The 12,702-nt window shown below is 71.3% G+C and carries 11 protein-coding genes; 3 read left to right on the top strand and 8 right to left on the bottom strand.

Annotated elements, in window-relative coordinates:
• Nucleotides 1-16: 16 nt before the first annotated feature.
• From rodA to PZB75_RS08240, 8 genes are all read right to left on the bottom strand, one after another.
• A complete protein-coding gene (gene rodA, locus PZB75_RS08205) occupies nt 17-1,207 on the bottom strand; it encodes a rod shape-determining protein RodA (RefSeq protein WP_275534633.1) in 1,191 nt (396 codons plus the stop codon).
• Nucleotides 1,207-3,384 carry a penicillin-binding protein 2 gene (gene mrdA, locus PZB75_RS08210; RefSeq protein WP_275534634.1) on the bottom strand — a complete coding sequence of 726 codons (2,178 nt, stop codon included), beginning with the start codon at nt 3,382-3,384 and terminating at the stop codon, nt 1,207-1,209. The genes rodA and mrdA overlap by 1 nt, the downstream gene beginning before the upstream one ends.
• Before the next feature lie 46 nt (nt 3,385-3,430).
• Nucleotides 3,431-4,099 (bottom strand): rod shape-determining protein MreD, encoded by a 669-nt coding sequence (mreD, locus tag PZB75_RS08215; RefSeq protein ID WP_275534635.1) that lies wholly within the window; start codon nt 4,097-4,099, stop codon nt 3,431-3,433.
• A gap of 8 nt (nt 4,100-4,107) precedes the next feature.
• Nucleotides 4,108-5,127, bottom strand: a complete 1,020-nt coding sequence (gene mreC, locus PZB75_RS08220; RefSeq protein ID WP_275534636.1) for a rod shape-determining protein MreC — start codon at nt 5,125-5,127, stop codon at nt 4,108-4,110.
• Nucleotides 5,128-5,275: 148 nt separating this feature from the next.
• On the bottom strand, nt 5,276-6,304 hold the full coding sequence (locus PZB75_RS08225) for a rod shape-determining protein (protein WP_275534637.1): 1,029 nt from the start codon (nt 6,302-6,304) through the stop codon (nt 5,276-5,278).
• Nucleotides 6,305-6,597: 293 nt separating this feature from the next.
• On the bottom strand, nt 6,598-7,011 hold the full coding sequence (gene ndk, locus PZB75_RS08230; RefSeq protein ID WP_275534638.1) for a nucleoside-diphosphate kinase: 414 nt from the start codon (nt 7,009-7,011) through the stop codon (nt 6,598-6,600).
• A 142-nt stretch (nt 7,012-7,153) separates the two neighbouring features.
• Entirely contained in the window at nt 7,154-7,516 is a 363-nt protein-coding gene (locus PZB75_RS08235) for a DUF4233 domain-containing protein (protein ID WP_275534639.1), read from the bottom strand.
• A gap of 6 nt (nt 7,517-7,522) precedes the next feature.
• Nucleotides 7,523-9,046 (bottom strand): folylpolyglutamate synthase/dihydrofolate synthase family protein, encoded by a 1,524-nt coding sequence (locus tag PZB75_RS08240; RefSeq protein ID WP_275534640.1) that lies wholly within the window; start codon nt 9,044-9,046, stop codon nt 7,523-7,525.
• A gap of 114 nt (nt 9,047-9,160) precedes the next feature.
• Between PZB75_RS08240 and PZB75_RS08245 the strand changes: the two genes are divergently transcribed.
• The 3 genes from PZB75_RS08245 (at nt 9,161) to PZB75_RS08255 (ending at nt 12,632) form a co-directional block, all read left to right on the top strand.
• Nucleotides 9,161-9,862 carry a response regulator transcription factor gene (locus PZB75_RS08245; protein ID WP_275534641.1) on the top strand — a complete coding sequence of 234 codons (702 nt, stop codon included), beginning with the start codon at nt 9,161-9,163 and terminating at the stop codon, nt 9,860-9,862.
• Between the two features lie 208 nt (nt 9,863-10,070).
• The gene (gene wecB / locus PZB75_RS08250) at nt 10,071-11,207 is read left to right on the top strand and encodes a UDP-N-acetylglucosamine 2-epimerase (non-hydrolyzing) (protein ID WP_275534642.1); all 1,137 of its coding nucleotides are present in this window, start codon (nt 10,071-10,073) and stop codon (nt 11,205-11,207) included.
• 54 nt (nt 11,208-11,261) lie between these two features.
• Nucleotides 11,262-12,632 (top strand): glycosyltransferase, encoded by a 1,371-nt coding sequence (locus PZB75_RS08255; protein ID WP_275534643.1) that lies wholly within the window; start codon nt 11,262-11,264, stop codon nt 12,630-12,632.
• Nucleotides 12,633-12,702 lie beyond the last annotated feature (70 nt).

A 12,702-nucleotide genomic window follows, 5' to 3' on the forward strand; every position in this document is an offset into this window, starting at 1 on the left:
CGGCCGGGGGCCCGGGTCATGCGCTTATCGGCCGTTGCACCCTGATCGACTGGAGCAGCCCGATGGCCACCCACACGGCGAACATCGACGACCCTCCGTACGAGACGAACGGCAGCGGCAGCCCCGCCACCGGCATGATGCCGAGCGTCATACCGATGTTCTCGAACGCCTGGAAGGCGAACCAGGCGATGATCCCGGCCGCCACGATCGTCCCGTACAGCTCGGTCGTCTCGCGGGCGATCCGGCAGGCGCGCCACAGGACGATCCCGAGCAGCACCAGTATCAGTCCGGCGCCGAGGAAGCCCAGCTCCTCGCCCGCGACGGTGAACACGAAGTCGGTCTGCTGTTCGGGGACGAACTGGCCGGTGGTCTGGGTGCCCTGGAAGAGCCCGGTGCCGGTGAGGCCGCCGGAACCGATGGCGATGCGGGCCTGGTTGGTGTTGTAGCCGACGCCCGCCGGGTCGAGCGCCGGGTTGGCGAAGGCCGCGAAGCGGGCGATCTGGTAGTCGTCGAGCAGCCCGAGCTGCCAGACCGCGACGGCGCCCGCGGCGCCCGCGCCGAGCAGTCCGAAGACCCAGCGGTTCGAGGCACCGGAGGCGAGGAGCACCCCCAGCACGATGACGGCCATGACCATCACGGACCCGAGGTCCGGCATCAGCATGACGACGGCCATCGGGATGAGCGCGACGCCGAGGGCCTTGGCGACCGACCGGTGGTCCGGGTGGGCCTGGTCCCCCGCGTCGACCCGGGCGGCGAGCAGCATCGCCATGCCCAGGATGATGGTGATCTTGGTGAACTCGGACGGCTGGAGGGAGAAGCCACCGCCGATGATGATCCACGCGTGGGCGCCGTTGACGGTGGCGCCGAGCGGGGTGAGGACCGTCAGGACCAGCAGCACCGACAGCCCGTACAGCACCGGGACGGCGCCGCGCAGGGTGCGGTGGCCGAGCCAGATCGTGCCGATCATCAGGGCGAGCCCGATGCCGGTGTTCAGGGCGTGCCGGAACAGGAAGTAGTACGGGTCGCCGTGGGTGAGCGAGTCACGGCCCCGGGTCGCCGACCAGACCAGCAGCGACCCGATGAAGGACAGCGCGAGCGCGGAGGCGAGCAGCGGCCAGTCGAGCCGGCGGGCGACGGAGTCGCGGGCGGTGAGCTTGCCCCAGGAGGAGCGTTCGGGCGCGTACCGCTGGACGGAGAAGCCCGCCATCAGTCCCTCCTCGACGTCAGCGGTCCGGCGAGCGGCTGCTCCCCGGGCGGTGCGGACGGCTTCCGCGAGTTCGGGTCGTACGGCTTGACGGCCGGGGCGTCGATCGAGCCGTCCGGCTGGATTCTGGGCAGGGCCTTCTGCGGCTTCGGCAGCAGCGCCCGCTTGAGGTCCTGCTTGCCGGTGGCGTCGAGGCCGTAGATGGCGTTGTAGATGTTGCGGACGGCGGGCCCGGAGGCGCCGGAGCCCGTACCACCCTGGGAGATCGTCATGACGATCGAGTAGTCCTTGGTGTACGTGGCGAACCACGAGGTCGTCTGCTTGCCGTAGACCTCGGCCGTACCCGTCTTGGCGTGCATCGGGATTCTGTCCTGCGGCCAGCCGCCGAATCGCCAGGCCGCGCTGCCGCGGGTCGCGACTCCCGCGAGGGCTTCGTCTATCCGGTCGCGGGTGTCCCCGGTGAAGGGGAGCTTGCCGTGCGACTTCGGCCGGATCTCCCGTACGGTCTTTCCGTCGCCGCTGACGATCGCCTTGCCGACGCTGGGGTCGTAGAGGGTGCCGCCGTTGGAGATGGCGCTGTAGATGGTGGCCATCTGGATCGGGGTGACCAGGGTGTCGCCCTGGCCGATGGAGTAGTTGACGGAGTCACCGGCGCGCAGCTTGTCGCCTTCGAGGCAGTTCTCGTACGCGATCTTCTCGACGTAGGTGCCGTCCTTCTTGCCCTGCTTGCACCACGCGGCCTTGTTCGCCTTGAAGAAGTTCTCCTTCCACTGGCGGTCGGGGACGCGGCCGGAGACCTCGTTGGGGAGGTCGATGCCGGTCTCCTTGCCGAGGCCGAACTGGTGGGCGGTCCTGAAGAACCAGTCGCCCGGGTGGGCCTTCGGCTTGTTGCCGCCGTCCTTCTGCCACTCCTTGTGGGCGATGCCGTAGTAGACGGTGTCGCAGGAGACTTCGAGGGCCTTGCCGATGGTGATGTCGCCGTAGCCCTGGGACTCGAAGTTCTTGAAGACCTGGTTGCCGATCGAGTACGAGCTGGGGCAGGGGTAGTTGCCGTCGAACGGGTAGCCGGCGTTGACGGCCGCGGTCGACGAGATCACCTTGAAGATCGAGCCGGGTGCGGCCTGGCCCTGGATGGCCCGGTTCAGCAGCGGGAAGTTCGACTTCTTGCCGGTGAGGGCGGCGTAGTCCTTGCCGGAGATGCCGCCGACCCAGGAGTTGGGGTCGTAGTCCGGGAGGGAGGCCATGGCGACGACGCGGCCGGTCCCGGCCTCCATGACGACGACGGCGCCGGAGTCCGCCTTGTAGTTCTCGCCGGTGTTCTTGTCGAACTCCTTGCGGGCCGTCTTCATGGCCTCGTTGAGTTCGTACTCGGCGACGTTCTGGACGCGGGCGTCGATGGAGGTGACGACGCTGGCCCCGGCCTCGGCCTTGTCGCTCCGGGCCTGTCCGATGACGCGGCCGAGGTTGTCGACCTCGTAGCGGGTGACGCCTGCCTTGCCGCGCAGTTCCTTGTCGTACGTGCGCTCCAGGCCGGAGCGGCCGACCTGGTCGGAGCGGAGGTACGGGGAGTCGCTGTCCTGGGCCTTGGTGATCTCCTCGTCGGTGACGGGCGAGAGGTAGCCGAGGACCTGGGCGGCGTTCGCCTTGGCGGGCGAGGGATAGCGGCGTACGGCGGTGGGTTCGGCGGTGATGCCGGGGAAGTCCTCGGCGCGCTCGCGGATCTGGAGGGCCTGTTGGGTGGTGGCCTCGTCGGTGACCGGGATCGGCTGGTACGGCGAGCCGTTCCAGCAGGGCTGCGGGGTCTTCGCGTCGCAGAGCCGGACCTTGTCCATGACCTCCTGCGGCTTCATGCCGAGGACGTCGGCGAGCCGGGTGAGGACGCCTCTGCCGTCGTCCTTCATCTTCAGCAGCTCGGTGCGGCTGGCGGACACGACGAGGCGGGTCTCGTTGTCGGCGAGCGGGACGCCCCGGGCGTCGAGGATGGCGCCCCGGACCGCGGGCTGCACGACCTGCTGGACGTGGTTGTTCTTGGCCTCGTCGGTGTACTCCTGGCCGTTGCGGATCTGGAGGTACCAGAGCCGTCCGCCGAGCGTCAGCAGCAGGGAGAAGACGAGGACCTGGATGACGACGAGACGGATGCGGACGCGTGGGGTGCGGCCGGTCTCGGGAATGTTGCTCATGGGGCGCCCCCGGTGGTGGTGGGGCGGGTCCCGGAGGGGTGCGGGCTCACAGGCGCTTGACTCCCTTGATCCTTCCGGCGCGGGCGGCGCGGTTGCGGGCCGCCTTGACGCGCAGTCCGCCGCGCTGGCCGCCGATGCTCAGCCCGGTGCCGGAGGCGGAGAGCCAGCCGGACGCGACGTCGTTGGCGCCGCCGGACGACTCGGTGACCGGGTCGTTCTCGGTGCGCCGGGCGAGCGCCATGATCAGCGGCACGGTGAACGGCGCGAGCAGCAGGTCGTAGATCACGGCGGTGATCAGCAGGCTGACCATGCCGACGTGACGGGCCGCGGTGTCGCCGACGAGGGCGCCGACGCCCGCGTACAGCAGGGTCGAGCCGACCGCCGCTCCGACGACGACGGCCATCGGGCCGAGCGCCGACGTGAGCCGGCCGTTGTCCGGGCGGGCGAGTCCGGCAAGATAGCCGATCACGCAGAGCACCAGGGCGTAGCGTCCGGCGGCGTGGTCGGCGGGTGGTGCCAGGTCGGCGAGCAGGCCGGCGCCGAAGCCGACGAGACAGCCGCTGACGGGCCCGTACACGAGGGCGAGGCCGACGACGACGAGGAGCAGCAGGTCGGGGACGGCGCCGGGGAGCTGGAGCCGGGCGAGGACGGAGACCTGGACGACCAGGGCGACGACGACGAGGACGATCGCGAGCAGAGTCCGGTTGAGACGCATGGGAAGCCCTACTCCTGCTCGTCGGCCGCGTTGTCACCGGTATCGCTGCCGGTGTTGTCGGTGCCCGTGGTGCCGGTGGTGTCGGTGTCCGTGTCGGCGCCCGGGGGCCGGCCGTTCGCCGACGGGGTGACCGTGACGGTGACCGTCGGGGTGGGCTTCGGCTTGGCCGACCTGTCCGGCAGGACCGTGTCGCGGGGGTCCTTGCGGGGTGCCTCGACGACGATGCCGACGATGTCGAGCTTGGTGAATCCGACGTACGGGCGGACGTAGACCGTCCTGGTCAGATCGCCGCCCGAGGGGTCGACGCGGACGACCTCGCCGACCGGCACGCCGGGGACGAACGGCTTGTCCCTGCTGGAGCCGAAGGTGACCAGCCGGTCGCCCTTCTTGACCTTGGCCTTGCCGTTGAGGAGCTGGACGGCGAGCGGGCGGTCGCCCTGGCCGGTGGCGAAGCCCAGTTCGTCGGTCTTCTCCATCCGGGTGCCGACGGTGAAGTCCGGGTCGTTGGCCAGCAGGACGGTCGCGGTGTGCGGGCCGACGGTGGTGACGCGGCCGACGAGTCCGTCGCCGTTGAGCACGGTCATGTCCCGCTTGAGTCCGTCGTTGCTCCCGGCGTCGATGGTGACGGTCCAGGAGAAGCCCTGCGCGGACCCTATGGCGATGACCTCGGCGGCCTTGATGCCGTACTGTCCGGCGCCCGACTTCTTCAGCATGCTGTCGAGCTGGCGGATCTTGCTGGCGTTGCGGTCGTCGCTGCCGAGCCGGGTCTTCAGCTCGGTGTTCTCGCGCTCCAGCGCGGCGATCCGGTCGTGCCGCTCACCGGAGTCCCGTACGGCCCCGATGGCGTTGCCGACCGGGTTCACCGCTGCCGCCATGCCGTTCTCGACCGGTCCGAAGACCGTCGCGGCGGCGTGCCTGGCGCCGTCCACCGGTGACTCCTCGCCACCGCGGATGTCCACGGTGATCAGTGCGAACGCGATGGCGATCAGCAGCACCAGGAGCAGCCGGCTCTCTCGTGTGTCCCTCACGTGCGGCGGCCGTGCCTTCCTCGTCGGAATACGGTTCTCTGAAACTCGAAACATCGGCATACCGGCATACCGGTGTGCCGCTGTCATGGTGTGCCGACGTCCCGCCGCGCCGGGAAACGACACCCGCGCGGCGGAACAGGTCGTTCTGCTACCTGCCGTGCCTGCGCGGCTGGGAGTCGAGCACCTGCTGAAGCGCCTCGAACTCCTCGACGCATTTGCCCGAACCGAGCGCCACCGAGTCCAGCGGGTCCTCGGCGATGTGGATCGGCATGCCGGTCTCGCGGCGCAGCCGCTCGTCCAGTCCGCGCAGCAGCGCGCCGCCGCCGGTGAGGACGATGCCGCGGTCCATGATGTCGCCGGACAGCTCCGGGGGGCACTTGTCGAGCGTCGTCTTGACCGCGTCGACGATGGCGTTGACCGGCTCCTCGATCGCCTTGCGGACCTCGGCGGCCGACACGACGACGGTCTTCGGCAGCCCGGACACCAGGTCACGGCCGCGGATCTCGGTGTGCTCGTCCGTGTCCATGTCGTACGCGGAACCGATCGTGATCTTGATCTGTTCGGCGGTCCGCTCACCGAGGAGGAGGGAGTACTCCTTCTTGATGTGCTGGATGATCGCGTTGTCCAGCTCGTCGCCCGCGACCCGGATCGACTGGGCGGTGACGATTCCGCCGAGCGAGATGACCGCGACCTCCGTGGTGCCGCCGCCGATGTCGACGACCATGTTGCCGGTGGCCTCGTGGACGGGGAGCCCGGAGCCGATGGCCGCGGCCATGGGCTCCTCGATGATGTGCACCTGGCGCGCGCCGGCCTGCGTCGACGCCTCGATCACGGCGCGGCGCTCGACGCCGGTGATGCCCGAGGGCACACAGACGACGACGCGCGGACGGGCCAGGTAACGACGCTTGTGGATCTTCAGGATGAAGTAGCGGAGCATTCGCTCCGTGATCTCGAAGTCGGCGATCACGCCGTCCTTCAGTGGCCGTACGGCGACGATGTTGCCCGGCGTACGGCCGATCATCTTCTTGGCCTCGGCGCCGACCGCCAGGATGCCACCGGTGTTGGTGTTGATCGCGACGACCGACGGCTCGTTGAGGACGATGCCGCGACCCCTGACGTACACCAGCGTGTTGGCGGTCCCGAGGTCGACAGCCATGTCACGGCCGATGAACGACATTGAGTTCCCCTTGTTCCCCATGAGGATGCGTCGGGCCTTCCCAAGTGAAGCGATGATGGCTTGTTTCAGGTAGGCGAGGTGAGCGCTGTGGGCGTGGAAGCTTCCATCGTAGTGCCGTATGCACGGACACAGCGCGAGGGTCCTGCGCCTGTACGGGCGGAACGGGTGCCCGTCCCGTTAAGGGTGACGTTGCGTCGGTGGGATGCGTTCCCGGGAACCCCGACCATATGCCGAAGGGCGACCGAATTACTTCGGTCGCCCCGGGTCGCGAGCGTTGTTCGGCTGATCGGGGGTCAGGAGATCCCCGGGAAGAACAACTTCAGCTCGCGCTCGGCGGACTCCTCGGAGTCCGACGCGTGGATCAGGTTCTCGCGGGTGACCGTGCCGAAGTCCCCCCGGATGGACCCGGGCGCCGCGGCGATCGGATCGGTGGGACCGGCGAGGGTACGGACGCCCTCGATGATCCGCTCACCCTCGGCGACGAGCGCGACGACCGGGCCGGAGGCCATGAAGTCGACCAGCGGCTCGTAGAAGGGCTTGCCCTTGTGCTCGCCGTAGTGCTGCTCCAGGGTGTCCTGGTCGAGCGTGCGCAGCTCCAGCGCGGTGATCTTCCAGCCGGCCTTGCGCTCGATGCGGCCGATGATCTCGCCCACGAGTGCGCGTCGGACCGCGTCCGGCTTGAGAAGGACGAGCGTGCGCTGGGTCATGTACGGCTCCTTGCGGGCAATGGCGAATGCGATGTCCCGAGGCTACAAGGGGCCGTGCGCGGCCCGGCACCCGGAGCACCCGGACCGCCGCCCGGCCCGGCGCCGGCTTCGGCCGCCCGCCCGGTGCGCGGCCTCGTCGGTGTCAGCCGCCCGTCGCCTGGGACGTCCCGGCCGCCTCCTGCGCCGCCCACCGCGCCTTCGCCTCGTCGATCTTGCGGCCGTAGTGCACCGACGTCCACCACAGCGCCCCGAAGACCAGGCCGAGGACGAACATCATGGGGACGAAGAAACCGCTGGCCACGAGGGCGATCTGGAGGACCCAGCCGAGCTGGATGCCGCCCGGGCGGCCGAGCGTCCCGCAGAGCAGCACGGACAGGACCATGCCGATGCCGCAGACCGTCCAGACCGTGCCCGACGACAGGTCGTCGGACTTCATGGCGACCAGACCGGCGAACCCGATCACGAAGAACTCGCCGATCAGTGTCGAGGCGCAGAGCGTACGCATATGGGGTCAGCCCCTTCCCAGGAGCAGCCGGGCCTCGCCGACCGTGATCACCGAACCGGTCACCAGGACTCCGGCGCCGGCGTACTCGTCCTCCTCCTCGGCGAGGGTGATCGCCGCCTCCAGCGCGTCGTCGAGACGCGGCTCGACCTGCACCCGGTCGGTGCCGTAGACCTCGACGGCGATCGCGGCCAGCTCGTCGGCGTCCATCGCCCGGTCGCTGGAGTTCCGGGTGACGACGACCTCGGCGAGGATCGGCTCGAAGGCTTCCAGCAGGCCCCGGACGTCCTTGCCGTCGCTGGCGCCGACCACACCGATCAGCCGGGAGAAGCTGAACGCCTCGGACACGCCGTCGGCCGCGGCGCGCGCCCCGGCCGGGTTGTGGGCGGCGTCCAGGACGACGGTCGGGCTGGACCGTACGACTTCGAGGCGGCCCGGCGAGAGCACCGTGGCGAACGCCGCGCGGACCGTTTCGTGGTCGAGCGGGCCGGTGTGCTCGGCGCCGATCCCGAAGAACGCCTCGACCGCGGCGAGCGCCACCGCGGCGTTGTGCGCCTGGTGGGCCCCGTACAGCGGGAGGAAGATCTCCTCGTACTCACCGCCGAGTCCGCGCAGCGTCAGCCGCTGCCCGCCCACCGCGATGTCCCGGGAGACGACGCCGAACTCCATGCCCTCGCGGGCCACGGTGGCGTCCGCCTCCACGGCCTTCTTCAGCATCACCTGCGCGGCGTCGACCGGCTGCTGCGCCAGGATGACCGTGGCGCCCCGCTTGATGATCCCGGCCTTCTCGCCGGCGATCTCGCCCGTGGTGGAGCCGAGCCGGTCCGTGTGGTCCAGGGAGATGGGTGTGACGACGGCGACCGAGGAGTCGATGACGTTGGTCGCGTCCCAGCTGCCGCCCATGCCGACCTCGACGACCGCGACATCGACCGGGGCGTCCGCGAACGCGGCGTACGCCATGCCGGTCAGCACCTCGAAGAAAGAGAGTCGGTACGGCTGCTGGGCGTCGACCATCTCGACGTACGGCTTGATGTCCTGGTACGCCTCGACGAAGCGTTCGGCCTCGATCGGCGCGCCGTCCAGGCTGATCCGCTCGGTGATCGACTGGACGTGCGGCGAGGTGTAGCGGCCGGTGCGCAGCTCGAAGGCGCCGAGCAGCGCCTCGATCATGCGGGCGGTGCTCGTCTTGCCGTTGGTACCGGTGATGTGGATCGAGGGGTACGCGCTCTGCGGCTCGCCGAGCACGTCCATCAGGGCCGCGATCCGGGCCACGGAGGGTTCGAGCTTGGTCTCGCCCCAGCGTCCGGCGAGCTCCCGCTCGACCTCGCGCAGGGCCTTGTCGACCTCGGGGTCGGTGGGCCGCGTGGGGACCCCGTCACCCTGCGGCGGTCCCGACCGGGTGCGCAGGGTGCGGCTCCCGGCCTCGATCACCGCCAGGTCGGGGTCGCGTTGGGTCGCTGCGTCGACGATCTCCGCGAAGGTGTCGTCGGACTCGGACGCGTCGTGCCTGTCGGAAGGGCGGGGATCACTCACGGGGCCAGTCTACGGATGGGGGCCGACATCCGACGCAGCGCCCGGCGCTGACGCGAATCGCCTGGGGAGGGCGGGTGCCCGCCGGCCGGGCGGCCGGGGAGCATGGTGGTGGGCGTGCGCCCCCCGCCCCTGATCCTGATCGCCGCACCGGCCGGTACGCATCCGGTCCTGCGCGACCTGTCGGCCGACGAGGACTACCGGACGCTCGCCGCCCACACCGGGGAGAGCGCCCTGCGCGCCCTGTACGAGCACCGGCCGGACGGGATGCTCCTCAGCCTCCGGCTGCCGGGCCTCGACCCCTGGGAGGTGCTGCGCCGGGTGCGGGCCATGTGCGAGGTGCCGGTCGTGGTCGTGGACACCGTGTACCGGCTGCCGGACGCCATCCGGGCGCTGCGGTCGGGCGCGGACGACTACCTGACGCCCGAGACGCCCCGCGAGCTGCGCAAACCGGTGCTGGAGGCGCGGCTGCGGCGGGGCGGAACCGGCACGGACGCGCCGCCCCGGTTGGCGGACGGCAGGCTGGTCCTCGATCCGGGCACCCACCAGGCGGTGCTGTGGGGGCATCCGCTGGAGCTGACGCCGATCGAGTTCGCGCTGCTGAGCGTGCTCGCCCGCAACGCGGGCCGGGTGCTCTCGGCCGAACGGCTTCTGGACACCGTGTGGCAGGTGGCGGACGAGGGCGATCCCTCACGGGTGAAATACGCGGTGCTGCGGCTGCGCCGGAAGATCACGGAGACGACGGGGCGGGACGCGCCGATCGAGACGGTACGGGGCGTGGGCTACCGCTATCTGGCACCGGAGCCCGCGGGCCGCTGACCGGGGCGGATCGCCCGAGGGACCCACCGGCCGGGGCGGGCCCGCGCGTACCGCGCCCGCGCCGGGACCTTGGTCCCGGCCGAAGACACGATTCGGCCACACACCGGAAACCGCAACCGTCGCGCACCCGGCACGCACTGCCCCCGCAACCTTCGTCACCGATCCTTCACTTACCACCCGGCGGAGTCGAGCGGAGAGGACACATCCCATGGCAACCGAACTCCCCGCACGCTCCGTCGCTCTCGTCCTCGGCACCCGCCCCGAGCTGGTCAAGCTCGCCCCGGTCGTGCACCACCTGGGCGCGGCGGCCCGTCTCGTGCACACCGGCCAGCACTGGGACACCGCGATGTCCGGCCGCTTCCTGGACGAGCTGGGGCTGCCCGAGCCCGAGCGGCTGACCGGGGTCGGCGGCACCTCGCGGGCCGTGCAGATCGGCCGTTCGCTGGAACAGCTCGACACCCTCTTCGCCGGTGACCTCCCCCGCGCCGTCGTCGTCCAGGGCGACACGAACGCCACCCTGGCCGGCGCCCTCGCCGCCAACGCCCGCGCGATCCCGCTCGTCCACGTCGAGGCGGGGCTGCGCAGCCACGACCCGGCCATGCCCGAGGAGCACAACCGGATACTCGTCGACTCGGTCTCCGACCTGCTCTGCGCGGCCACCCCGGAGAACCGGGCGAACCTGCTCGCCGAGGGCGTCCCCGCCGAACGGATCGCCGTCACCGGCAACACCGTCGTCGAGGCCGTACGGGACGCCCTGCCCTCCCCCGCGGTGCGCGCCGCGCTGCTCGCCCGCGACGGCCTCGTACCCGACCGCTACATCCTCGCGACCGTGCACCGCCCGGAGAACACCGACGACACGGCCGCCCTGCGCGCCGTCCTCACCGAGCTGGCCGCGCTCGCCGCCGCCGGCACCCCGGTCGTGCTCCCGCTCCATCCGCGCACCCGGGCCCGTGTCGCGGAGGCCGGGCTCGGCGCCCTGCTCGACGCCGTCCAGGTGATCGAACCCCTGGGGTACGGGGAGTTCCTGGCCCTCGCCCGCCACTGCGCCCTGCTGGTCTCCGACTCCGGCGGCGTCCAGGAGGAGTGCACGGTGCTGGGCCGGCCGCTGGTCGTGGTGCGCCGCTCCACCGAGCGTCCGGAGGCCATGGCGGACTTCGCGCACCTGGTCTCCCCCGGCCCGGAGATAGGCAGGCTGGCGCGGTTCCGCCTGGCCCAGGGCGCGGCCGGGCTGCACCGGCTGAGCCTGCTGCCCAGCCCGTACGGGGACGGACACGCGGCCGAACGCGTCGCGGCCCTCGTCACCTCGCTGGCCCTCCCCGGAGCCGCGCGGCCCCTCGCCGCCTGACCGCGCCACTCCCGCACCCGCCCCTCCCCCACGCCCGCCGTTCCAGGAAGCCGCATGCCCATGGACCTCGTCCCGGTGCTCGTCGTCTACCCCTTCGCCCTGCTGGCCTGCTTCCTCCTGTACTGGGCCGGGGCCAGGCACGCGTATCTGCGCAGGCGGCCCGACACCCCCGGCGACCCCGCCGCGTTCGACTGGCACTTCTTCGTGCCGTGCCGCGACGAGGAGGCCGTCGTCGGCACCACCGTGTCCCGGCTGCACCGGAGTTTTCCCGAGTGCCATGTGTGGGTGATCGACGACGCCAGTGAGGACGCCACCGGGGCCGTCGTCGAAGCGCTCGCGGCCGGTGACCCCCGGGTGCACCTCGTCCGGCGCCGCCGCCCGAACGCCAGGATCGGCAAGGGCGCGGCGCTCAACTCCGCGTACGAACAGCTCACCGCGTTCCTGCCCGCGGACGCCGACCGGTCCCGGGTCGTCGTCTGCGTGATCGACGCGGACGGGCAGCTCGACCCGCGCGCCCTCGGCCTGGTGTCCGGGCCGCGGGCACTGGCCGACCCGGACGTCGGGGGCGTGCAGATCGGCGTACGGATGCGCAACATCGGCGAACGCCGTCCGTTCCCCGCCCGCGGCCGGATCGTCAACGCCGTCGGGCGGGGCCTGGTCCGGGCCCAGGACATCGAGTTCGCGGTGTCCAACTCGGGCATGCAGCTGCTGCGCAACCGCACCGGCTCCACCGGGCTCGGCGGCAACGGCCAGTTCAACCGGCTCAGCGCGCTGGACCGGATCGCCGCCGCCGAACGCCGTCCCTGGCAGCAGGGCGCCCTGCTGGAGGACTACGAGCTGGGTCTGCACATGCTCCTGGCGGGCTACCGCACCACCCATGTCGCCGACACCTGGGTCTCCCAGGAGGCGCTGCCGAGCCTCCGCCGGCTGCTGACCCAGCGCACCCGCTGGGCCCAGGGCAATCTGCAGTGCGTGCGCTACGCGCCCCGGATCGCCTCCTCCCGGCACATCAGGGGGCGCGGTGTGCTGGAGACCACGTACACCTTCGGGCAGCCGCTCGCCCATCTGGCGACGCTGCTGCTGACCTTGGCGCTGCTCGGTTCGCTCGCCGTGGACGCGGCGCACGGGGAGGCGATGTCCGAGCTGGACCGGATGGCCGCGCAGTGGCCGCTGATCCTGGCCCTGACGGTGTTGTCGGTCGGGCCGTTCGTGCTGTGGGGCGTGGTCTACCGGCGGGACTTCGAGCCCGGCCGTTCCGTCTGGAAGTCCCTGGTGTGGGGGCTGGCGCTGTGGCTGTACACGTACCACGTGTTCATCGTGTCCTCGCGGGCCTTCGCCCGTACGCTGCGCGGCCGGACCGGCTGGGCGAAGACCCGGCGCAACGCCGAACACATCGAATCGGGCCCGGTCGCCCTGGAGTCCTGAGCCTCCCGGGCCGGGGACGGCAGGCGGCACGACGGAGCCCCCGTCCCCACCCGGAGGTGGGAACGGGGGC

The organism is Streptomyces sp. AM 4-1-1 (genome assembly GCF_029167625.1).
In the GTDB taxonomy this organism is placed as follows: Bacteria; Actinomycetota; Actinomycetes; order Streptomycetales; family Streptomycetaceae; genus Streptomyces.

What these genes read in the sequence shown, in the direction of transcription:
- PZB75_RS08235 (WP_275534639.1), bottom strand. Translation starts at nt 7,516, where the DNA reads ATGCGTACGCTCTGCGCCTCGACACTGATCGGCGAGTTCTTCGTGATC.
- wecB (WP_275534642.1), top strand. Translation starts at nt 10,071, where the DNA reads ATGGCAACCGAACTCCCCGCACGCTCCGTCGCTCTCGTCCTCGGCACC.
- rodA (WP_275534633.1), bottom strand. Translation starts at nt 1,207, where the DNA reads ATGGCGGGCTTCTCCGTCCAGCGGTACGCGCCCGAACGCTCCTCCTGG.
- PZB75_RS08255 (WP_275534643.1), top strand. Translation starts at nt 11,262, where the DNA reads ATGCCCATGGACCTCGTCCCGGTGCTCGTCGTCTACCCCTTCGCCCTG.
- mreD (WP_275534635.1), bottom strand. Translation starts at nt 4,099, where the DNA reads ATGCGTCTCAACCGGACTCTGCTCGCGATCGTCCTCGTCGTCGTCGCC.
- ndk (WP_275534638.1), bottom strand. Translation starts at nt 7,011, where the DNA reads ATGACCCAGCGCACGCTCGTCCTTCTCAAGCCGGACGCGGTCCGACGC.
- mrdA (WP_275534634.1), bottom strand. Translation starts at nt 3,384, where the DNA reads ATGAGCAACATTCCCGAGACCGGCCGCACCCCACGCGTCCGCATCCGT.
- PZB75_RS08225 (WP_275534637.1), bottom strand. Translation starts at nt 6,304, where the DNA reads ATGTCGTTCATCGGCCGTGACATGGCTGTCGACCTCGGGACCGCCAAC.